Annotated in this window: 19 protein-coding genes; 5 read left to right on the top strand and 14 right to left on the bottom strand. The window is 66.8% G+C overall.

Going from position 1 to position 20,600, the window contains the following annotated elements; genetic code table 11:
• Positions 1-540: 540 nt before the first annotated feature.
• The 5 genes from egtB (at position 541) to WK25_RS02540 (ending at position 4,257) form a co-directional block, all read left to right on the top strand.
• Positions 541-1,764 (top strand): ergothioneine biosynthesis protein EgtB, encoded by a 1,224-nt coding sequence (gene egtB, locus WK25_RS02560; protein WP_069240941.1) that lies wholly within the window; start codon positions 541-543, stop codon positions 1,762-1,764.
• Positions 1,748-2,761, top strand: coding sequence for an L-histidine N(alpha)-methyltransferase (gene egtD / locus WK25_RS02555; RefSeq protein ID WP_040142644.1), 1,014 nt, complete (start codon positions 1,748-1,750; stop codon positions 2,759-2,761). Before egtB ends, egtD begins: the two co-directional genes overlap by 17 nt.
• Before the next feature lie 272 nt (positions 2,762-3,033).
• The gene (locus WK25_RS02550) at positions 3,034-3,336 is read left to right on the top strand and encodes a hypothetical protein (RefSeq protein ID WP_040142646.1); all 303 of its coding nucleotides are present in this window, start codon (positions 3,034-3,036) and stop codon (positions 3,334-3,336) included.
• A gap of 65 nt (positions 3,337-3,401) precedes the next feature.
• Positions 3,402-3,656: a glycine zipper 2TM domain protein gene (locus WK25_RS02545; protein WP_040142648.1), complete on the top strand. Its 255-nt coding sequence runs from the start codon at positions 3,402-3,404 to the stop codon at positions 3,654-3,656.
• A gap of 217 nt (positions 3,657-3,873) precedes the next feature.
• Complete coding sequence (locus WK25_RS02540) at positions 3,874-4,257, top strand: hypothetical protein (protein WP_069240940.1); 384 nt, start codon at positions 3,874-3,876, stop codon at positions 4,255-4,257.
• Positions 4,258-4,500: 243 nt separating this feature from the next.
• On the opposite strand, the gene WK25_RS02535 is transcribed toward WK25_RS02540, so the two are convergent.
• The 14 genes from WK25_RS02535 to fliM all read right to left on the bottom strand — a co-directional run bounded on the left by WK25_RS02535 (position 4,501) and on the right by fliM (position 20,578).
• Positions 4,501-7,536 (bottom strand): type III restriction-modification system endonuclease, encoded by a 3,036-nt coding sequence (locus tag WK25_RS02535; RefSeq protein WP_069240939.1) that lies wholly within the window; start codon positions 7,534-7,536, stop codon positions 4,501-4,503.
• On the bottom strand, positions 7,536-9,554 hold the full coding sequence (locus WK25_RS02530) for a site-specific DNA-methyltransferase (RefSeq protein ID WP_040144840.1): 2,019 nt from the start codon (positions 9,552-9,554) through the stop codon (positions 7,536-7,538). The genes WK25_RS02535 and WK25_RS02530 overlap by 1 nt, the downstream gene beginning before the upstream one ends.
• A gap of 344 nt (positions 9,555-9,898) precedes the next feature.
• Complete coding sequence (locus WK25_RS02525; RefSeq protein WP_040142654.1) at positions 9,899-11,029, bottom strand: porin; 1,131 nt, start codon at positions 11,027-11,029, stop codon at positions 9,899-9,901.
• A 290-nt stretch (positions 11,030-11,319) separates the two neighbouring features.
• A complete protein-coding gene (locus WK25_RS02520) occupies positions 11,320-11,997 on the bottom strand; it encodes a response regulator (RefSeq protein WP_040142656.1) in 678 nt (225 codons plus the stop codon).
• A gap of 93 nt (positions 11,998-12,090) precedes the next feature.
• The gene (locus tag WK25_RS02515) at positions 12,091-13,458 is read right to left on the bottom strand and encodes a sensor histidine kinase (protein ID WP_069240938.1); all 1,368 of its coding nucleotides are present in this window, start codon (positions 13,456-13,458) and stop codon (positions 12,091-12,093) included.
• Positions 13,459-13,534: 76 nt separating this feature from the next.
• Positions 13,535-14,392: an ABC transporter permease gene (locus tag WK25_RS02510; protein ID WP_144245414.1), complete on the bottom strand. Its 858-nt coding sequence runs from the start codon at positions 14,390-14,392 to the stop codon at positions 13,535-13,537.
• 19 nt (positions 14,393-14,411) lie between these two features.
• Positions 14,412-15,209, bottom strand: coding sequence for an ABC transporter ATP-binding protein (locus WK25_RS02505; RefSeq protein ID WP_040142661.1), 798 nt, complete (start codon positions 15,207-15,209; stop codon positions 14,412-14,414).
• 121 nt (positions 15,210-15,330) lie between these two features.
• On the bottom strand, positions 15,331-16,335 hold the full coding sequence (locus WK25_RS02500) for an ABC transporter substrate-binding protein (protein WP_069240937.1): 1,005 nt from the start codon (positions 16,333-16,335) through the stop codon (positions 15,331-15,333).
• A 283-nt stretch (positions 16,336-16,618) separates the two neighbouring features.
• Positions 16,619-17,401, bottom strand: a complete 783-nt coding sequence (gene fliR / locus WK25_RS02495; RefSeq protein WP_040142674.1) for a flagellar biosynthetic protein FliR — start codon at positions 17,399-17,401, stop codon at positions 16,619-16,621.
• A gap of 29 nt (positions 17,402-17,430) precedes the next feature.
• Complete coding sequence (gene fliQ / locus WK25_RS02490; protein ID WP_006750427.1) at positions 17,431-17,703, bottom strand: flagellar biosynthesis protein FliQ; 273 nt, start codon at positions 17,701-17,703, stop codon at positions 17,431-17,433.
• A gap of 16 nt (positions 17,704-17,719) precedes the next feature.
• A complete protein-coding gene (fliP, locus tag WK25_RS02485) occupies positions 17,720-18,481 on the bottom strand; it encodes a flagellar type III secretion system pore protein FliP (RefSeq protein ID WP_069240936.1) in 762 nt (253 codons plus the stop codon).
• A gap of 36 nt (positions 18,482-18,517) precedes the next feature.
• On the bottom strand, positions 18,518-19,099 hold the full coding sequence (gene fliO / locus WK25_RS02480) for a flagellar biosynthetic protein FliO (RefSeq protein WP_069240935.1): 582 nt from the start codon (positions 19,097-19,099) through the stop codon (positions 18,518-18,520).
• Positions 19,096-19,587, bottom strand: coding sequence for a flagellar motor switch protein FliN (gene fliN, locus WK25_RS02475; RefSeq protein WP_040142682.1), 492 nt, complete (start codon positions 19,585-19,587; stop codon positions 19,096-19,098). The genes fliO and fliN overlap by 4 nt, the downstream gene beginning before the upstream one ends.
• Positions 19,580-20,578 (bottom strand): flagellar motor switch protein FliM, encoded by a 999-nt coding sequence (gene fliM, locus WK25_RS02470; RefSeq protein ID WP_040142684.1) that lies wholly within the window; start codon positions 20,576-20,578, stop codon positions 19,580-19,582. The genes fliN and fliM overlap by 8 nt, the downstream gene beginning before the upstream one ends.
• Positions 20,579-20,600: the final 22 nt, after the last annotated feature.

Below are 20,600 nucleotides of genomic sequence, written 5' to 3'. Positions count from 1 at the left end.
GCGGGCACCCCGCGCGTGTGACATGGGCGCAAAAAATTTTCAAAAGCAGGGAAGAACAGGGCGGCAAGCGAGGTTGTCCGGCACACCGAAGGTCGCGGCGTGCGGCGCTTCGCGCAGCACCCCGGCCGACACGAAGCCGCGTTGCCGGGGTACCGACGCGACCGGACCTTTCGTGCATACCGCGCGGCTGTCACGAGGCGTCGGCAGGCTGGCGTGCAGGCACGACGCTTGCGGACCCCGGCCCGGCGCCGCGCCGACGGGGGCACGCGATCGATCACGTCGCCAGATCCCGCAACGCGATTCCTTTCATTTTCATTTCTGTTTTGTTTCAGCCGAAATCCGATTCGCGACGTTCACATTTCTGGCCCATACTGTTCTGCACGGGCAGATGGAGTGGTGCCGCATCGGCGGCCCGGCGCGCGCGCCGGTTGCCCGACGACGCAGCAACGAAGGACGCACGTCAGCCGCGCGCATTCAAGCGCAAGGCTTTCCTTTTTCCGGCAACGCAACGCAGCGAATCGCGACGTGGACGGTAAACCGATGAGCCTCCCAGCATCCGAGCTTCAGCGCCGTTACCAGGACGTGCGCAACCATAGCGTCGAATTGACGGCGACGTTGTCCGCCGAAGACCAGGCCGTGCAGTCGATGCCCGACGCGAGCCCGACGAAGTGGCACCTCGCGCATACGACCTGGTTCTTCGAAACAGTCGTGCTGATGCGTCGCGTGCCCGGCTACGCGCCGTTCAACGACGCATTCCAGTTCCTGTTCAACTCGTATTACGAAGCGCTGGGTCCGCGTCACCCGCGGCCGCAGCGCGGGCTGCTCACGCGTCCGTCGCTCGCCGAAGTGCATGCATATCGACAGCACGTCGACGAAGCGATGTTGAATGCGCTCGCCGGTGCCGATTCGACGCTCTTCGACACGATCGCGCCGGAGGTCGAGCTCGGGCTGCATCACGAGCAGCAGCACCAGGAGCTAATCACGACCGACATGCTCCATGCGTTCTCGTGCAATCCGCTGAAGCCGGCGTTCCGGCCGCGCCGCGAAGCGGACCCGCACGCACTCGCCGCCGGCGACGCCGGCCCGCTGCGCTGGCTGCGCCAGCCGGGCGGCCTCGTCGAAATCGGCCACGACGGCGACGCGTTTTCGTTCGACAACGAGCGGCCGCGCCATACGGCACTCGTGCGGCCGTACGAGATCGCGAACCGGCTCGTGACGAACGCGGAGTTCGCGGCGTTCATCGCCGACGGCGGCTACGCGCGCCCGGAGTTCTGGCTGTCGGACGGCTGGGCGACCGTGCAGCGGGAAGGGTGGCAAGCGCCCGCATACTGGCTGTCCTCCGACGACGGCGCGACGGCGCCGCACGAATGGCGCACGTTCGGGCTGCACGGCGTCGAGCCGTTTGCACCCGATGCGCCGGTGTGCCACGTGAGCTTTTACGAAGCCGCCGCGTATGCGGAATGGGCGGGCGCGCGGCTGCCGACCGAGTTCGAATGGGAAGCGGCGTTCGGCGCGGACGGCATTCGCGAAATGCTCGGCCACGTGTGGCAGTGGACACGTTCGTCGTACGAACCGTATCCAGGCTTTCGGCCGCTTGCCGGGGTAGCGGCCGAATACAACGGCAAGTTCATGGTCGGTCAGCAAGTGCTGCGCGGCAGCAGCATCGCGACGCCGCCCGGGCACGAACGGCCGACGTACCGCAATTTCTTTCCGCCGGCCGCGCGCTGGCAATTCACGGGAGTGCGACTTGCGCGAGACGTCTGACCTGACGGCCACGAGCGGTGGCCTGCAACCCGCCCGCGATTCGCGGCCCAGCGCGTTCGAGCGCGACCTGATCGACGGGCTGTCGCGCACGCCGCGCAGCATACCGCCGAAATATTTCTACGATGCGACGGGTTCCGTGCTGTTCGATCGCATCTGCGAACTGCCCGAGTATTACCCGACGCGCACCGAGCTCGCGATTCTGCGCGATCGCGCAGCCGAGATCGTGCAGCGCGTCGGCCCGCACGCGGATATCGTCGAATTCGGCGCGGGTTCGCTCGAGAAGATCCGCATCCTGCTCGACGCGTTCGCCGGCAACTACGCGAATGCACCCGCGCGCTACGTGCCGATCGACATCTCGGCGGACTATCTGCATGGCGCGGCCGCCCGGCTGCGCGCAGCGTATCCGTGGCTCGACGTCGCGCCGATCGCGGCCGACTACACGAGGGCCGAGCAACTGGCCGAGCTGACGGAGACGCCGCGGCGGCGCATCGGCTTTTTCCCGGGATCGACGATCGGCAACTTCTCGCCGGAAGAAGCCGATGCGTTCCTGCGCGATGCGGCGCGACTGTTGCGCGGCGGCGGCCTGCTCGTCGGCGCGGATCTCGTCAAGGACGAACGCACGCTGCATCACGCGTACAACGACGCGCAGGGCGTGACCGCGCAGTTCAACCTGAACTTGCTCGCGCGCGCGAACGCGGAGCTCGGCGCGGACTTCGACCTCGACGCGTTCTCGCATTGTGCGTTCTACGATCGCGAGCGGCAGCGCATCGAAATGCATCTCGTCAGCGATATCGCGCAGACAGTGCACGTTCGCGGCCACGTGTTCCGCTTCGAGGCCGGCGAGCGCATTCACACGGAGAATTCGCACAAGTTCACGATCGACGGTTTCCACGTGATCGCGCGGCGCGCGGGATTCGAGCCGGACACCGTATGGACCGATGCGGACAATCTGTTCAGCGTGCACTGGCTGCGCAGCGTCGACGACATCCGCGCGTAGCGCCGTTGCGAGGCGCAATCGTGCGGGCGAAAGGTTCGCATGCCGGCTGCGTCCCCACGCTCGATTTCCGGGAAATATTCCCGCTTTTACCGATTCGACGCGCCGTCGCAACGGCGTGTCGAATCGCGGCTCTCCCTTTCTCCGCAACGCGTTGCGCCGCCTCGTAAACGGCCGTTACCGGTCTCGCAGACCGGTTTCACCTGTGTCTGCCCGCGATGCCTAGACTCCAAACCGTAGTCACATCAAGCACGACACGTGCAGGGAGTCGCGAAATGAGCAAGAAACTTATTCTCGGTGCAGTTCTCGGTGTAGCCGCGCTCGCAGCGTCGGGCGTGGCATCGGCCCATGTCGACCTGTCGGTGGGAATCGGTGTGCCGGGCGTCTACGCCGCGCCGGCGCCCGTGTACGTCGCGCCGCCTCCGCCGGTGATGTACGCACCGGTCGGCTATCGCGACGACGATTGGCGTGCGCGTCAGTGGCGTGAACACGAGTGGCGTCGCCGCGAATGGCGCGAACACGAGTGGCGCGAGCGCGGCTGGCGTGACGGCGGCGGCTGGCGCGGCCGCTGGGACTGACGGCCGGCGACTGACCGGCGACGGCAGCATCGACCCGACCTCACGACGACAAGGAGTGTGAGCGCATGAAACCCATTCGACACATCAGGTTGTACGCCACGGCAGCAGTCGTTGCGTTCGCAACGATCGGCAGTGCGCACGCAGCGGGCTGCATGAAGGGTGCGGTGGTCGGCGGCGTCGCCGGCCACTACGCGGGACATCACGCCGTGGCCGGCGCGGTTGGCGGTTGCGTCGTCGGCCACCACATGGCGAAGAAACACGAGAAGGAGCAGGCCGCGCAGCGCAAGGCCGCCGCGCACGACGATCAGGCGTCGCAGTAAGCGCGTTCACCGCCGCAGCGGTGAACGCCGCTGCCGACTTTCAAGTTCCTTGTTCGAGGGCGCGCGGCCGCGCAGTCCGCGCACGCGGCAGCCACCCCGGAATTGATCGGACGAATGAGCTGCGGCGCATGCCGTTACGATCATTTACAACGCCGCGTAGCGCGGAAACGGCGCGTTCCTAGAATGCAATCATTCCAATGCGCTCCAGGGAGCAACAATGAAAACGCAACGATATCTGTCCGTCCTCGCAGCCGCGCTGCTCGCACTCGGCGCCGTCTCCGCGAATGCGGCGGGCGGGGGCAACGGCGGTGGTGGCGGTGGCGGCAACGGCGGTGGTCATGGCGCCGGCGGCATGGGCGGGATGAGCGGCAACGCGGGCGGCATGTCCGCGGGCCATATGAGCGGCCAGGCGCTGAGCAATTCGAACAGCTTCAGCGCAGGCGACCGCGACAAGGGCCTCGCGCGTGCAGCCGACCGCTCCGACACGATCGCAGACCGCGCGGGTACGCAGCCAGGCCATGGGCATACGCACGGCCATACCGGGCATACGAAGACGTCGACGCATCACGGCCATCGCAACGCGTTCGGCCGCACGCTGTAAACCGGCGCACCACACATCGGGACGGGCGCTCGATTTGGCTACTTTTCTCGGCGCGGCGGTCAATATGCGTGTCGCGGTGAAACATCGAACCGACCCGATTTGCAACCAGCCGTAACCGCTCGGCTGCGCCGCCGACAATACGAATCACTTTCTGCGGGATGACAACCGGATTGGCGTATCGAAACGGAGCAGCGGGCGACACATGAAGAAAGGGCGGCTCGTCGCCGCCCTCCGCCCGTCGTTTCAGCGCGCCGCGCCCGCGCGCGGCGACCCGACCGATGCCGGCTCGAACAGCGCATCGACCCGCGTCACGCGGACGAAGCGCGCCGCGTCTTCACCATCCACCAGCGCACGGAAATGCGCTTCGCCGCAAGCGAGCTTCGCGCGTTCGTGCTCGGTCGCGACATCGCCATCCGCGTTCGGCGTATCGACGACGAAGTACAGCCGCTCGCCGCCTTCGTGCTCCGCGAGCACGGCCCAGTCGGGATGATAGCTGCCGAGCGGCGTCGGCACGCGGAACCACGCAGGCAGCTTCGCATACAGCTTCACGCCGTCGTGCGCTTCGAGCGCATCGGCGAACGCGCGCTCCGCATCCGTATCGCACACCACCGCCTCGTGGATCGACTTGCGCGCATCGAGCCGCAGGCTGCGCAGATAACCGGTCAGTGCTTCGCTTTCGAACGACTCGAGCGCATGCACATGGCGATCGCCGAGCTTCCGGTAGGCGATGCCCGCGACCAGCGCGAGCCGCTTGCAGCGGTTGATCGCCTCGGCGGCCAGCGCGATGAACTGCTGCGGATTCACGCGGAAGTCGTCGAGCCTGCCGCTGTCGGCCAGGATCGTCGCGAGCGAACGGCGCGTGAGCTGCGTGCGGTCCTGCAGCTCGGTGAGCAGGTCGGGGAGCGGGAGCTCGCCTTCGTCGATCAACACCGTGCCGGCACCGGCGACTTCGATTGCTTCGATGCCGGCCTTGCCGATATCGATCTCGGCCTTGCGCCATTGCAGCCGGGCACGTGCGATGTCCGGCGCGTCGCGCAGCGCGGCCGTGCAGTCGCGCACGAGCTTCGCGTTGTCGAACTCGACCCTGTACACGGTGCGATGGCGGATGCGGTCCCACAGCGCGCGGAAGTCGTCGCCGAACACGACGGCCTTGCCAGCAGCATCGCGCCGCAACGCGATCGCGCGACGTTCGTCCGCATTGCGCACCGCGAAGCGGCCCGACAGCTTGCGCAGCGTTGCGACGATCGGCGCGCGCAGCGTCTCGAACGCTTGCGGCAGCACGAGCGCGCTCTGGCGCAGCGCGTCCTTCAGCCGGTCGAGCACCTTGCCCTGCGCGTCCACGTAGCCCCGCTCGTGCAGATGCGTCCACAGCACGCGCGACAGCTCGACGCCGAGTGCATGCGCGGGCCCGTCGCCTTCCTGCACCGGCAACGCCGCGAACTGGTGTTGCTCGACGATGCCGAAACGGATGCCCGTATCGGCCTCGATTTCCTTCTGCAGATTCTCCGCGAACGACTCGTAGCGCTCGGTCGCGATCACGGTGAGCGTATTCACTCCCGGGTCGCGCACGCGTTCGCCGTCCTGGTCGACCGCGAGGCGCAGCCCGCGGCCCAGCGTCTGACGGCGCTCGCGTTCGGTCTGGATGTCGCGCAGCGTGCAGATCTGGAACACGTTCGGGTTGTCCCAGCCTTCCTTCAGCGCCGAGTGCGAGAAGATGAACTTCAGCGGCGTGTCGAACGACAGCAGCGCTTCCTTCTCGCGCATGATCAGGCCGTACGCGCGCTCCGCGTTCTCGCGGGCCGCGGCACTGCTTTCGCTCGTGTCGGTCCAGCCGCCCTTGCGGTCGATCGAGAAGTAGCCGTTGTGCGCACGCTCGACTTCGCGCGCGATGTCGACGCCGTCGAACAGCGCACGGTAGGCCGGCACGCGGGCCGCACGCGCGTATTCCTCTTCGAAGATCAGCGCGTAGTCGCCCTTCACGGGCATCCCGTTCTCGTCGTAGCGGCGATAGCGCTCGACCGAATCGACGAAGAACAGCGACAGCACCTTCACGCCGCGCTCGGCCAGCCGCAACTCCTTGTCGAGATGCTCGCGGATCGTGCGGCGGATCATCTCGCGCTGCACGGCGAGCGTGTCGATGTCGCCGAAGGCCTCGCCGAGCGACAGAAACGCCTCGCCTTCCGGATGGCGCAGCTCGACGTACTCGGCGCCCTTCGCCGCATGCACTTCGCCGATCCGAAGCCCCGCATACAGCGCGCGCTTCGTCAGGCGCTCGAGATCGTCGCCGTCGGTCGCCGACACGATCTGGCGCTTCACGCCGGCCGCGGTCGCGACGTCGAGCTCGATGCGCGCGCTGATCGCGCCGCGCCGGTTCGATACACCGACGAGCCGCACGTAAGGCTTGTTGTGCGCGTCCTCGACGATCGCCGATGCGATCTCGATCTGCTTCACGAGCTTGCGCTCGTACGCGTCGACCGCATCGAGCCGATACACCATGTGGTGACGATCGACGTGCGTGGCCGAATAGCGCAGCGTGCAGAGCGGCGCCATCGCGGCCAGCGCTTCACGCCCGCGCCCTTCGAGCCCGCCGTCGACACTCTGGGGCTCGTCGACGATCACGATCGGCCGCGTCGCGCGGATCAGGTCGATCGGCTTCTCGCCGCCGGTCTTCTCGCTGTCCTTGTAGAGGTTGTTGATCTCTTTCTTGTTGATCGCCGCGACCGTCATCACCATGATCTGGATCGCCGCGCTCGCCGCGAAGTGGCGCACCTGGCCGAGCTTCGCGGAGTCGTACAGGAAATAGTCGTACGGCACGCCCGCGTACAGCGCGCGGAAGTGATCCTCGGTGATCGAGAGCGTCTTGTGCACGCCTTCCTTGATCGCGATCGACGGCACGACGATCACGAACTTCGTGAAGCCGTAGCGGCGGTTCAACTCGAAGATCGTGCGCAGGTACACGTAGGTCTTGCCGGTGCCGGTCTCCATCTCGACGGTGAAGTCGCGCGAGCCTGGCTGGCCGGACGGCGGCAGGCCGCCGCGCAATTGCACGTCGGCGAGATTGCGTGCGAGCGCGTCGTCGGTCAGCGACAGCCGGTTGCCGACGCCTTGCTCCGATACCGCGAAGCCGAGCGAGCCTTGCGCGGCGGCCGTCGTGCCAGGTGCGGCGTTCGCGAGCACGCTGAAGTCGCCGCGATACGACTCCTGGCCGCGGAACAGGTCGCAGACGGCGTCGATCGCCTCGCGCTGGTAGTCGAGATCCGCTTCGAAATGCAGCCGCATCACAGGCTCCGCACGCGCTTCACGCCGTGCTGTTCGAGCAGCGCGGCGAGATTGAGCTTCGCGACGTCGTCGACGAAACCGCTGTCGCGGAACAGGCACGTGACGTCGCGCGTCGCGCCGGTCGCATCGAGCAGGTCGACGATGCCGTCGGCGAGCGGGCCCGCGTCGTCGCGCGACAGCCGCGCGTCGAAGCACGCGACGATCGCACGGCCGATCAGGTGCACGGTCTTGCCGGCCACCTGATGATGCTCGACCGGTGTGCACAGATCCAGGCCGAGCTTCAGCGTCAGCTCGGCGAGCAGGTCGTCTTCGGTGCGGCCCGTCTTCACGTGCTCGACAGACGCGAACAGCGCGTGATCGAAATCGTCGCGGCGCGGATCCCATTCGATCACGTTGGTCGTGTCGAGCCGGTATACGCGAAAACCGAGGTCGCCATAGCTTTCCGGATAGTCGCGCGCGACCTGTTGCGCAGCGCGGCGCAGGCGCTCCTTCGTGATTTCCGCGAGCGTCAGCGGCTTCTTCAGCTTCGCGCAAAAATCGGCGGCGGCGGCTTGCGTCTTGTCGCGGCGATCCAGCGCTTCCGGCAGCTGCACGAGGATGTAGCGGCGCGCGCCGCCGTCGGTCGCGTTCACCTGCATCACCGCGTGGCCAGTGGACCCGGAGCCCGCGAAGCAGTCGAGCACGATGTCGTCGCCGCGCGTGCACCAGCCGATCACGGCCGCAGCGAAGTCGACCGGCTTCGGCTGGTCGAACGGAATCCCGAGCGCCTTCAGCAGCGCGTCGTCGGAGCCGGCGAACGGCAGCACCGACGGCACGTTCTCGTACATGTTCTCGTCGAGGTAGTAGATGCGTTGCGGCTGCGTGGTTTCATCCGGGCCGAATTCGATCTGGCCGCGCTCGATCAGCGCCTGCATCGTCGCGGGCGGATTGCGCCAGCCCCGCGCCGGCATCGCGCACGGCTTGCCCGTGACGGGATGGATCAGCGGCGTGAAATATTCGTCCGGCGCCTTCTTCTTGTTCGGCCATGCCATCGACACAAGCCGGTACACGCGCCCGTCGGCCGACAGCCGGTCGTACATCGCTTCGCCGCCGGACAGGTTGGTCTGCGCCTTCATCCACGCGCGGTACGCCTTTTGCGCGTCTTTCGCGTTGCCGCTGCGGTACACCGCGTCGTGTGCGGCATCGAGCATGCGCTGCGCGTTGCGCTTCGGGCGCTTCAGCGGCGCCTGTTCGAGCAGCGTCTCGGCGTTGCGCGCGAACAGCACCAGCGATTCGTGCTGGTACGCAATGCCGCGCGCGTCGCCCTTCGGGTTGCGCTTGTCCCACACGGCCACGCCGAGCTCGTTTTCCTCGCCGAAGATTTCGCGCAGCATCAGCACGAGCGCATGCACCTCGTGCTCGTCGATGTGGACGGCGATCAGCCCTTCATCGGACAGCAGCGCATGCGCAAGCTTCAGGCGCGGGTACATCATGTTCAGCCAGTCGGTGTGGAACCGGCCGTTCGCCTCGGTATTGGTGCTGCGCTTCACGCCGCCTTCGGTCTGGCCCGTCATCGACAGGTAGTGACGAATGCTGTCGCTGAAGTCGTCCGGATAGACGAAATCGCTGCCGGTGTTGTACGGCGGGTCGATGTAGACGAGCTTCACCTTGCCCGCGTAGCTCTTGTGCAGCAGCTTCATCACGTCGAGGTTGTCGCCCTCGATCACCAGATGGCGCGTGTCGTCCCACGCGACGCTGTCGTCGGGACACGGGCGCAGCGTGCCGGTCGAAGGCGTGAGCGCGGCCTGGCGCGCGCTGCGCTTGCCGTGCCAGTGGAAGCCGTAGCGCTCGTCGGCATCGCCGACGGCGCGCTCGCCGACCAGCGCCTTCAGCACGTCGACGTCGACCGATGCGCCGTGCGGGCCTTCGGTCACGAGTTCGGGGAACAGCGCCTTCAGGCGCGCGACGTTGTCGGCGATGAAATCCGTCGACATCGCCTGCGGGCTCTCCGCATCGAGTTTCTGCATCGTTTTTTCCATCGAAGCCCGGCCGCGGCGCCACGACATCGGGCGCACACGCGGCAGCGGCGGCAATGGCCACCCGGGCAAACCCGAAACGCTAGCGAGTCGGTCGGCGCAGGTCAAGCACCGATGTGACGCGATCGTGCGCGCATCGGCCGCGAAACCCCGCCACACGGGCCGCCAGCGGCTTCCGGCGGCTTCCCGTGGGGGCAGGCCGGCGCTCGGGTGCAGGGCGCCCGGGAACCGCGCGACGCAGGTGAAACGTCGACGAAAAAAGGGCACGGTCGGCGCAGTGCGCCGGCGTGCCCGCATGGAAAATCCCGGATGGAGGATGCGGCGGGGCCGACGGGCCCCGCCTGGTGTCAGAACCGCGTACGAATGCCCGACGTCAGTTCGAGCTGGTTCTTTGCGCCGAACGTCGACGACACCGTGTAGCCGCCGTGCAGCTTCATGTAGTCGCCGGCCAGGTACAGTTCCGTGCGCTTGCTCAGGTGATAGAACACCGACCCGTAGATCGTCTCCTTGAAGCCGTTGCCGACGCCGTTCGTCAGGCTGAACGCGCCGAGGTTCGCGTTCGGCGTGAAGCCGTCGGCGTTGTACGCGGCATTCTTCACGCGCATCTGCTGGTAGCCGAGCTCGTAGTCGAGCGGGCCCGTCGGCGCGATTTTCATCGACACCGTCCACGAGTCGTCGTGACGCTGGCCGAGCGAGCCCTGGTCGCCGTTGTAGCGGAAGTAGCCGGCATTCAGGCGCACGATGCTGAACGAGTAGTTGCCACCGACCGAAAACGTCTGGTTGCGGAAGCCGTTGTGATTCACGTGGTTGTAGAAGCCCGACACGGCGAATGGCCCGCCGTTGTAGCCGAGCGCGACCTGGTATGCGGAGCCGGTTGCGAACGAGGTCGAGTTGCTGAACTGGTAACCGGCGCTCGCGAAGATGCCGTTGCTGAACAGTTTCTTCCACGCGATGCCGTTGTTGTAGCGCGTGCCGGTCGGGCCGGCGGCGTAGAAGATCATCTGCTTGAAGTTGTTCGAGTTGGTCCAGCCGCCTTCCTCCGTCGTCAGCTTCGCGGAGCCGTACGCATCGCCGTAGATCGCCGATGCGTCGCGCGCGATCGTATTCTGGAAGCCGGCCGTCAGCTTGCCGAAGCGCTCGTCCTCGACGCCGACCCACGCGTCGCGATCGAAGATCTGGCCTTCGTCTTCCATCTGGCCGTTCGCAACCACGTATTCGCTTTCGAGGCGGAAGATGACCTTCGTGCCGCCGCCGATGTCTTCCGCGCCTTTAAGGCCCCAGCGGCTGCCGCTGAACCACGGCTCGCCTTCGTTGCCCATCCCGATTACGTGATTGCCGTTCGCGTCGGCGTGGGTCCGGTATGTCGGAAAGCTCAGGTCCATCAGCCCGTACAGCTGTACGCTCGACTGCGCGTACGCGTGGGTGGCGCCGCACAGGCCGGCCGCCGCGATGGAAAGGGCAAGGGTTTTTCGTTTCAAGATCGTCTCCTCCGAGCTGCCGCATTGAAATCTGTTCGGTGGCAGTACGTAATGTATGCCGAGTATTGCCGACCACAGCGAGAGGCCGACGCATGGCATCGTAGAGGGTGCAATCCTTCACCACGCTTTCCCGGAGGAAAGAATCGGATCGGTGAAAACACCGAATCCGCAATAATCGTGAATCGGGCACGCGTAATCGAGCCCGAATCCGACGACAGTATCCACCGGGTACGCACCGCACCACGTTTCGTGCTACGAATCGGTTTTCGACCTGCGGTGCGACGCGCAGATCAGTCCTGCGCGCTCTTCGCGCGCAGGATATAGCCGAGCCCGCGCAGCGTAATGATCTCGGCCGTACTGCCCGCAAGATGCTTGCGCAACCGATGAATGTAGATGTCGATCGCGTCGGCGCTCGGCTCGTCGTCCAGTGCGAACACGCTGTCCATCAGCCGCGCCTTCGACACCGTCTTGTTCTGCTGCAGCATCAGCGTTTCGAGAATCGCGTGCTCGCGGCGGCGCAGCGCGAGCACCGCGTCGCCGCAGCGGAACTCGCGCGTGCCGAACGCGTAGACGAGATCGCCGCATACGAGCTGCGTCGTGCCGACGCCGGCCTGCCGGCGAATCAGCGCGCGGATCCGCGCGACCAGCTCGCGCGATTCGAACGGTTTCACCACGTAGTCGTCGGCGCCCGCACCGAAGCAGTCGACCTTGTCGTCGACCGAGCCGTGCGCGGTCAGCATCAGCACCGGCACGTTGTCGTTGCGGCGGCGCAACCGCGCGAGCACTTCCTTGCCGCTGATCCCCGGCAGCCGCATGTCGAGCAGCACTGCGTCGTAGCGTTCGGTCTTCAGCACCGCGTCCGCGCGTTCGCCGTCGCCGACGCAGTCGACCGCGAAATCCTCGCCGCGCAGCAGATTCACGATCCAGTGCGCGAGCTCGGCGTTGTCTTCGACCAGCAGGAGTTTCATGGCGACTTCATCTCTCAAGGAACGCCGGGCGCCCCGAGTTTCGTTAATCCCGTTGGAGGGCCGGGCGCTCAGCGACGGCGTTGGGTCGACTTTTCAATCGTACGCGGGCAACCGCACGGTCACGACGATACCGCGATTGCCGGCCCCCGGCGCAAGCGTCGCGGTGCCGCCGTGCGCCTGCGCGATTTCGCGGACGATCGCGAGGCCGAGGCCGGAGCCTTCGGTATCCGCCGACACCCGGTAGAACCGTTTGAACACGTGCGGCCGCGCCTCGGCCGGAATGCCCGGGCCGTTGTCGATCACGTCGAGCACGACCGCGTCGCCGTCGCGGCGCGCGGCCACCGTCACGCAGCCGCCTGCCTGCGTGTAGCGCACCGCATTGTCGACGAGATTCATGACCAGTGCGGTCAACAGGCTGTCGCTGCCCGCGACGTCGAGCCGCTCGCCGAGATCGGCGCCGAGATCGATGTTGCGGCGCTGCGCGAGCACGATCGTTTCCTCGAGCACGCTCGATATCACGGCCGCGAGATCGACGCGATGCGTGAGCAGCGTCGACGGCGTCGCCTCCGCATGCGCGAGCAACAGCAGTTTGTCGGTCACGTCGGCCATCTTGCGGCTGCTGCGCTGCATGCTGTCGAGCACCGCAGCGAGATCCGCATCGTCGTTGCCGCGCTGCTGCGCGTACTGGATCTGCGTGTCGAGCACCGCGATCGGCGTGCGCAGCTGGTGCGCGGCATCGGCGATGAAGCGGCGCTGCGTGGCCGTGTGCGTGTTGAGCCGCGCGATGCACTGGTTGATCGCGTCGACGATTGGCCGCAGTTCATGCTGTAACCGCTCCGGGCGGATCGGCTCGAGCTCCATCGGTCCGCGGTCGGCGACGTCGTCTTTGAGCTTCATCAGCGGTCGCAGCTCGAACGTGAGGCCGAGATAGACCAGCACGATCGCGAGCACCAGCATCAGCGACAGCCGCACAAGCTGCGGCCGCCAGATTGTCGCGACCATCGCGTCGTACGAGCGAGTCGTCTTCGCGACGACCACCGTGACCGTCTCCACCTGCCCCTCGTCGTACAGCTGGCGGTCGTAGGCAGCCGCGCGCAGCCGCTCGCCGTCGAGCGACGTGTCGTACAGCGTCGGCTCGACGCCGTGCCGCGCCGGCACGTTGAGCGTCGGATTGCCTGCGAGCAGCCGGCCGTGGCTGTCGATCACCTTGTAGAAGACCGAATCGCGCGACGGCGATTCGAAGATCTCGAGCGCGGCGGGCGGCACGTCGGCCGCCGGCATCCCGTTGCGCCATTCGACGTCCTCGCCGATCGTGCGCGCCGACGCGACGAGCGCGCTGTCCTGCACGAGCGCGGCCGTGCGCCGCGCGGTGTCGTACGACATCGCGCCCGCGATCAGCACGAAGGCCGCGAGCGGCAGCAGCAGCCACCACAAGAGCCGCCCGCGCAGGCTGTGCGCCATTCCGTCTCCTCAATGCCGAACCGCGCCGGGAGCGCCGGCGCGGTTCGGGCGTGTCATCCGATATCGCGTGCGTTGCTCAGAAAGCGGCGGGCCGCCACTTCAGCAAGCGCTTCTCGAGCCAGGTCAGCAGATAGTCGGCGGCCAGCGCGACGACGGCCAGCACGATCATCGCCGCGAACACGCCGCTCGCATTGAACGCGCCCTGGGCGGTGGAGATTAGCAGGCCGATCCCTTGCTTGGAACCCAGGAATTCGCCGACCACCGCACCGACGAGCGCGAAGCCGAAGCTCACGTGCAGGCTCGCGAGAATCCAGCTGAGCGCGGACGGAATCACGACGGATGTGGTGATCTGCCGACGCGACGCGCCGAGGATTTGCGCGTTCGCGATCAGGTAGCGATCGGCTTCGCGCACGCCCTGGAATGCGTTGCCGAACACGACGAAGAACACCATCACGACGGCCAGCGCGATCTTCGACGCCATCCCGAGGCCGAGCGCGATCACGAACACCGAGCCCAGCACGACGCGCGGAATCGAGTTCGCGATCTGGATGTACAGGCCGAACACGTCGGCCATCAGCTTGTTGCGGCCGAGCACGATCCCGCAGATCACGCCGGCGACCGAGCCGATCAAAAAGCCGATCGCGGTTTCCTCGAGCGTCACCCATACCTGCGTGAGCAGCGGGCCCTGCGACGTGCCGTTTACGAACCAGTCCTGAATCTGCTCGAAGATCAGCGACGGCATCGAGAAGAAGAACGGATCGATCCACTTGAGCCGCGCGGCGAGTTCCCAGCCGCCCAGCACGACGACGAGCACGGCAATCCGCAGGCCGATGATCAGTTGCCGGCGGCGGCGCAGCCGGGTTTGCGCGGCGCGCGACTCGTCCTCGAGCGACGTCGCCGCAATGGCGGTGGGGGGAAGCGTCATGTCGGTCATGCTCCTGTCCTTGCTGCTGTCAGCCGATCTGCACTTCTTCGCGCAGGTCGTGCCAGATGTCCTTGGAAATCTCGATGAAGCGCGCGTCGTAGCGAATCTCGGATGTGACGCGCGGACGCGGCAGGTCGATCTCGTACACGCGCTTGAGCGTCGCGGGGCGTGCGGTCAGCACGAACACGCGGTCGGCGAGTGCGATCGCTTCCTCGAGATCGTGCGTGACGAATACGACGGAGCCCTTGTTCGCGGACCACAGCTGCAGCAGCTCGTCCTGCATCAGCGTGCGGGTCTGCATGTCGAGCGCCGAGAACGGCTCGTCCATCAGCAGGATTTCCGGCTGGTTGATGAAGGTCTGCGCGAGCGCGACGCGCTTTCTCATTCCGCCGGAGAGCTGATGCGGGTAATGCTTCGTGAACTTGTCGAGGCCGACCTTGCGGATCCATTCCTCGGCCTGTGCGTACGCGACGTCCTTCGAGCGGCCGCGGAACAGCGGGCCCGCCGCGACGTTGTCGATCACGTTGCGCCACGGGAACACGGCGTCCGCCTGGAACACGAAGCCGATGCGCGGGTCGATCCCGTCGACCGGGCGGCCCATCACGCGCACCTCGCCAGACACGGGCTTCAGCAGCCCGGTGATCAGGTTCAGCGTGGTCGACTTGCCGCAGCCGGTCGGCCCGACGATCGCGATGAACTCGCCGCGCGCCACGCTCATGCTGAAATCGCGCAGCGCGACGGTGGCCTTGCCTTCCGGCGAAATGAAGCGGCACGACACGTTGCGAAACTCGATCGCCGGTGTGCTCGGGGAAACTGCCTGGTTCATTGCATTCGTCCTGCGGGTGAGGAGGGCGTCGCATCGTGGCGCCGCCGGGCCGGCCAGCCGGGCCGGAACGGGGCGCGCGCGGCGGCGGGATCGCCGCGGCCGGCGCGTCTGCGACGGTCGATTACTTTGCGTTCACGAAATCGTTGGTATAGGTGCGAGCCAGGTCGATATGCTTGCCCTTCACCGAAGGGTTGAACGCCGACAGCACCTTCAGCACGGTTGCCGGGCCGTCGGCCGGCATCTTCGCGTCGGCGGTGTACATCGGCAGCGACGCCTTCAGCGCGGCCACGTACAGGCCCTTGTCCTTCTGATAGTCGGCCGGCATCTTCGCGGCGATTTCCTCGGCGCTGTGCGTGTGGATGAACTGCATCGTCTTCGCGAACGCGTGCGCCAGCTTGGTCGCTTCCGCCTTGTGCGAATCGGCCCATGCGGACTGCACGTACAGGCTCGCGGCCGGATAGACGCCGCCGAGCGCGGCACGCGTGCCGTCGACGGTGCGCAAGTCGACGAGCACCTTCGCGTCGCCCATCTTCTCGAGCGCGGACACCGTCGGCTCGGTCGTCATCCCGGCGTCGATGCGGCCCTGCTTGATCGCGGCGATGAAGCTCGCGTCGGCGCCGACCGGCAGCATCGTGTACTGCGTCGACGGCACGCCGTGCTGCAGCGCGAGATATTGCGTGAGGAAGCTCGTCGACGAGCCGAGGCCCGTCACGCCGAGCGTCTTGCCTTTCGCGTCGGCCATCGACTTGAACGTCGGGGCCGCCTTCGTCGATACCATCTCGACCTCGCCCGGCACCTGGCCGAACACGGCGATCGCCTTCACGTCCTTGCCCTTGCTCTGCAGGTCGATCGTATGGTCGTAGAAGCCGACGACGCCCTGCACGGCGCCCGCGAGCAGTTCGTTCTCCGCGTCGACGCCGGCCGGCTGCGACAGCAACTCGACGTCGAGCCCTTCGGCCTTGAAATAGCCGAGCTCCTGCGTGAGCCGCGCGGGCAGGTAGATCAGCTTCGCGATCCCGCCGACCATGATCGTGATCTTGCCGCCGTCGTCGGCGAAAGCGGGATGAGCGGCAAGCGTGCAGCTCAGGCTGGCTGCAACGGCGAGGGTGCGCAGGGCGGGTCGCATCGGGTCGTCTCCTTCGTTGTATTCGTATGGCGCGATGCTTGCTGCATCGTCACGACGAGTATAGGGACGCGAAACCTTCCGCAACCTTTCGCGGGCCGGCGATTCCGTTAGGGGTTTTCCACGAAGCCGGCGCGGATGCTCGAAGAGCGCTGCGCGAGGCGGTTTGGGCGGCGGGGGGGTGGGAGCGGGCCAAACCCCCCGGCTGAAAAGCCCCCGACTCCCCACTAAACCCTGGCCGCCCGGCCGAAGCAGCGCCCATCGCTCGGGATGAACGTCCCGCTCGTCACCGCCACCCCGACAACACCCGCCCCATCGCATCCAGCCCCATGTCGAAGAGGTGCGACACGAACGGCACGAGGTTCGGGATCATCAGTTGCACGAGCAACAGCCCGACCAGCATCGTGACCGGGAAGCCGATCTGGAAGATGCCGATCTGCGGCGCCGCGCGATTCAGGATCCCGAGCGCGAGGTTCGCGATCAGCAGCGCGGCCACCACCGGCAACGCGAGCAACAACCCCATCTCGAACACGGTGGCGCCGAACGCCGCGAGCGTGCGCCAGCCGGGCGCATGCAGCAGGTCGGCAGACACCGGCAGCGTCTGGAACGACGCGGCCAGCGCCGCGAACACCTGCAGGTGCCCGTCCACCGCGAGGAACGCGAGCATCGCGATTGCGTTCAGGAAACGGCCCATTACCGGCGTCGCGCCGTTCGAATGCGGGTCGAAGAACGTCGCGAAGCCGAGCCCCATCGACAGCCCGATGAAGTCGCCGGCCGCCTCGACGGCCGCGAACACGAGCTGCATCGTGAAGCCCATCGCGATGCCGACCAGGAACTGGGTGACGACGATCCAGACGCCCTGCGCGGAGAACACGGTGACGCCCGGCATCGCGCCGAGCGTCGGCGCGACGACCAGCGCCATGAACGCGGCAACGCCGATCTTCACGCGCACCGGCACCGCCGCGTGGCCGATCACGGGCGCCGTCGCGACAAGCGCGAGCATTCGCACGAACGGCCACAGGAACGCGGTCAGCCAGCCGTTGAGCTGCGCGTAGGTAACCGAGAACATCGTCGGATAACGAAAGCCGGGCGCGCGGCTCAGCCGGCGCCGAGCGTCGCGACGTGCAGCAGCGTTTGCCGCAGGTAGTCGAGCATCGTCGTCAGCATCCACGGGCCGGCGATCACGAGCGTCGCAGCCACCGCGAGCAACTTCGGGATGAACGACAGCGTCGATTCGTTGATTTGCGTCGCGGCCTGGAACAGGCTCACGACGAGGCCGACCGCGAGCGCGACCAGCAGCAGCGGGGCGGCCAGCAACAGGCCGACCATCATCGCCTGGTGCGCCAGCGTCATCACCTGTTCGGGCGTCATCGCGCGTTTCCTCCGCTTACGTGAAGCTCTGCGCGAGCGAGCCGATCAACAGTTGCCAGCCGTCGACGAGCACGAACAGCATCAGCTTGAACGGCAGCGACACCGTCGACGGCGACACCATCATCATCCCCATCGACATCAGCACGCTCGCGACGACCATGTCGATGATCAGGAACGGAATGAAGATCGTGAAGCCGATCTGGAAACCGGTCTTCAGCTCGCTCGTGGCGAACGCGGGCACCAGCAGCGACAACGGCACGTCTTCCGGCCCTTGCATCGGCGCGGCCTTCGAGATCTTCGCGAACAGTGCGAGATCGGTCTCGCGCGTCTGCTTCAGCATGAACGCCTTGAACGGCGCAACGCCGCGCTGCACGGCCTGCTCCATCGGCAGCGAACCCTCGGAGAACGGCTTGTAGCCGTCGGTGTACGCGCGGTCGAGCACCGGCGACATCACGAAGAACGTGACGAACATCGCGAGGCCGACCAGCACCTGGTTCGGCGGCGTCGTCGCGGTGCCGAGCGCCTGGCGCAGCAACGACAGCACGATGATGATGCGCGTGAAGCTCGTCATCATCAGCAGCATCGCCGGCAGGAACGACAGCATCGTGAGCAGCAGCATCGTCTGCACGCTCAGCGAATAGGTCGTGCCGCCGTTCGGGCCCGGGCTCGTGTTGAAGGCGGGCAGGCCGGCCGCTTGCGCGCACGCGAGCGCCGGGGCAAAGCCGAGGATCAGCACGGGCGCGACGCGCGCCGCGCGACGCAGGAATTCGTGTTTCATCGGAATGCGGAGACGAAAATGGGGCGCGACGGCATGTCAGCGGTCCTTGCCGCGCCCGAAGCGCTTTGCGGCTTCGCCGGCGAGCGCGTCGCGAAACCGCGCGCCGAACGTGCCGGGCTGCGCGGGCTGGCCGGGGGCGGCCGATGCGGCATCGGCGGGGGCGGCCGCCGCGGGTGCAAGCGTCGCAGGCACCGAACCGGCGGGCAGCGAATGCAGCAGCCGCACGTTGCCCGGCGCGACGCCGAGCACGAGCCACGTATCGCCGATCTCGACGATCGTCGCGCTTTCCTTCGCGCCAAGCCCGACGCTCGACACGACCTTCAGCGGGCCGCCGCGCCGCGCGGGCTGGAACCCGAAGCGGCGGGCGAGCCACGCGCAGCCGAACACGAGGCCGATCACGACCGCAAGCCCGACGAGCGTCTGAAGCACCGCGCCGACACCGAGCGACGGCGCGGCCGAGCCGACCATCACGCTCGACGCGATCGAACCGGGATGGTTGACCGCGTTCATGTCGGCCGCGCCGGCCGATGCGCATGCGAGCAATAAGCCGACGGCTACTGCCGACGCTGCAGCGCTCGCCGGAACGCGTACACCGCGGCCGGCCTTCGCAACGTTCATCGATTGAGCTTCCGGATACGTTCGGCCGGCGTGATGATGTCGGTCAGCCGGATGCCGAACTTGTCGTTGACGACCACGACTTCGCCCTGCGCGATCAGGCACCCGTTCACGAGCACGTCCATCGGTTCGCCGGCGAGACCGTCGAGTTCGACGACCGATCCCTGCGCGAGCTGCAGCAGGTTGCGGATCGCGATCTTCGTGCGGCCGAGCTCCACGGTCATCTTCACCGGGATGTCGAGAATCATCTCGATGTCGTTGTGCGTCGAGCTGGGCGCGGCCTTCGACAGCGGCTGGAACACGCCGGCGCCCGTCGCGCCGGCCTGCACCGGCTGATGGTTCTGTTCGGCGAGCGCGGCGGCCCAGTCGTCCATGCTCAGCTCCTCGTCCGCAGCGGCGGGCGCCTTCTCGGCGGCCGCCGGCGATGCCGCCAGCGCCGCGTCGGCGAGTGCCTGCGGGTCGAGTTCGGGCGTCGGGTTCAGCTCACTCATATCCACCTTCCTTCATCGTGTCGCTCGCGCTGATCATCTTCTGCACGCGCAACGCATATTGACCATTGAAAATGCCGTAGCCGCATTCCATCACCGGCACGCCGTCGACCTTCGCGGTGATCGTGTCTTCGATCTCCAGCGGCAGCACGTCGCCCGCGCGCAGGTTCAGGATCTTCTCGAACGTCACCGGGATCTCCGCGAGATCGGCGGTCAGCTCGACCTCGGCCGACTGCACCTGCTGCGACAGCACGCGCACCCAACGGCGATCGACTTCGAGCGCCTCGCCCTGGATCGGCGACGCGAGCACGTCCCGAATCGGCTCGACCATCGAATACGGCATGCAGATGTGCAGCGTGCCGCCGGTCGGGCCGAACTCGATCGAGAACTGCGTGACGATCACGATCTCGTTCGGGGTAGCCACGTTCGCGAACTGCGTATGCATCTCCGAGCGCACGAACTCGAACTGCAGCGGCCGCACGCTCTTCCACGCGGTCGTGTAATGCTCGAACACGAGGTTCAGCAGCTTGCCGATGATCCGCTGCTCGGTGGCCGTGAAGTCGCGGCCCTCGACGCGCGTATGGAAGCGCCCGTCGCCGCCGAACAGGTTGTCGACGACGAAGAACACGAGGTTCGGGTCGAACACGAACAGCGACGTGCCGCGCAGCGGCTTCACGTGCACGAGGTTCAGGTTCGTCGGGATCGGCAGATTGCGGGTGAACTCGCTGTACTTCTGCACCTTCACCTGGCTCACGGAGATTTCCGCCGTGCGCCGCATGAAGTTGAAGATGCCGATCCGCAAAAGGCGCGCGAAGCGGTCGTTGATGATCTCGAGGCCGGGCATCCGGCCGCGGACGATCCGCTCCTGCGTCGCGATGTTGTAGGGGCGGACGCCCGACGTGTCGCGCTGCTCGTCGACTGAGTCGGATTCGCCGGTGACGCCCTTGAGGAGGGCATCGACCTCCTCCTGGGACATGAACTCCTGGTGGCCCATGCGCGCTCCTTGTCCGGCCGCG

The sequence above is a fragment of the Burkholderia latens genome, from assembly GCF_001718795.1.
GTDB lineage: Bacteria > Pseudomonadota > Gammaproteobacteria > Burkholderiales > Burkholderiaceae > Burkholderia > Burkholderia latens_A.
Note: the sequence above shows the minus strand (reverse complement) of the source record. Positions and strands in the feature narration are given on the sequence as shown.

Coding starts and splice junctions, on each gene's coding strand:
- egtB (WP_069240941.1), top strand. CDS start 541: ATGAGCCTCCCAGCATCCGAGCTTCAGCGCCGTTACCAGGACGTGCGC.
- WK25_RS02550 (WP_040142646.1), top strand. CDS start 3,034: ATGAGCAAGAAACTTATTCTCGGTGCAGTTCTCGGTGTAGCCGCGCTC.
- WK25_RS02545 (WP_040142648.1), top strand. CDS start 3,402: ATGAAACCCATTCGACACATCAGGTTGTACGCCACGGCAGCAGTCGTT.
- WK25_RS02540 (WP_069240940.1), top strand. CDS start 3,874: ATGAAAACGCAACGATATCTGTCCGTCCTCGCAGCCGCGCTGCTCGCA.
- WK25_RS02535 (WP_069240939.1), bottom strand. CDS start 7,536: ATGCGGCTGCATTTCGAAGCGGATCTCGACTACCAGCGCGAGGCGATC.
- WK25_RS02530 (WP_040144840.1), bottom strand. CDS start 9,554: ATGGAAAAAACGATGCAGAAACTCGATGCGGAGAGCCCGCAGGCGATG.
- WK25_RS02520 (WP_040142656.1), bottom strand. CDS start 11,997: ATGAAACTCCTGCTGGTCGAAGACAACGCCGAGCTCGCGCACTGGATC.
- WK25_RS02515 (WP_069240938.1), bottom strand. CDS start 13,458: ATGGCGCACAGCCTGCGCGGGCGGCTCTTGTGGTGGCTGCTGCTGCCG.
- WK25_RS02510 (WP_144245414.1), bottom strand. CDS start 14,392: ATGACCGACATGACGCTTCCCCCCACCGCCATTGCGGCGACGTCGCTC.
- WK25_RS02505 (WP_040142661.1), bottom strand. CDS start 15,209: ATGAACCAGGCAGTTTCCCCGAGCACACCGGCGATCGAGTTTCGCAAC.
- WK25_RS02500 (WP_069240937.1), bottom strand. CDS start 16,335: ATGCGACCCGCCCTGCGCACCCTCGCCGTTGCAGCCAGCCTGAGCTGC.
- fliR (WP_040142674.1), bottom strand. CDS start 17,401: ATGTTCTCGGTTACCTACGCGCAGCTCAACGGCTGGCTGACCGCGTTC.
- fliQ (WP_006750427.1), bottom strand. CDS start 17,703: ATGACGCCCGAACAGGTGATGACGCTGGCGCACCAGGCGATGATGGTC.
- fliP (WP_069240936.1), bottom strand. CDS start 18,481: ATGAAACACGAATTCCTGCGTCGCGCGGCGCGCGTCGCGCCCGTGCTG.
- fliO (WP_069240935.1), bottom strand. CDS start 19,099: ATGAACGTTGCGAAGGCCGGCCGCGGTGTACGCGTTCCGGCGAGCGCT.
- fliN (WP_040142682.1), bottom strand. CDS start 19,587: ATGAGTGAGCTGAACCCGACGCCCGAACTCGACCCGCAGGCACTCGCC.
- fliM (WP_040142684.1), bottom strand. CDS start 20,578: ATGGGCCACCAGGAGTTCATGTCCCAGGAGGAGGTCGATGCCCTCCTC.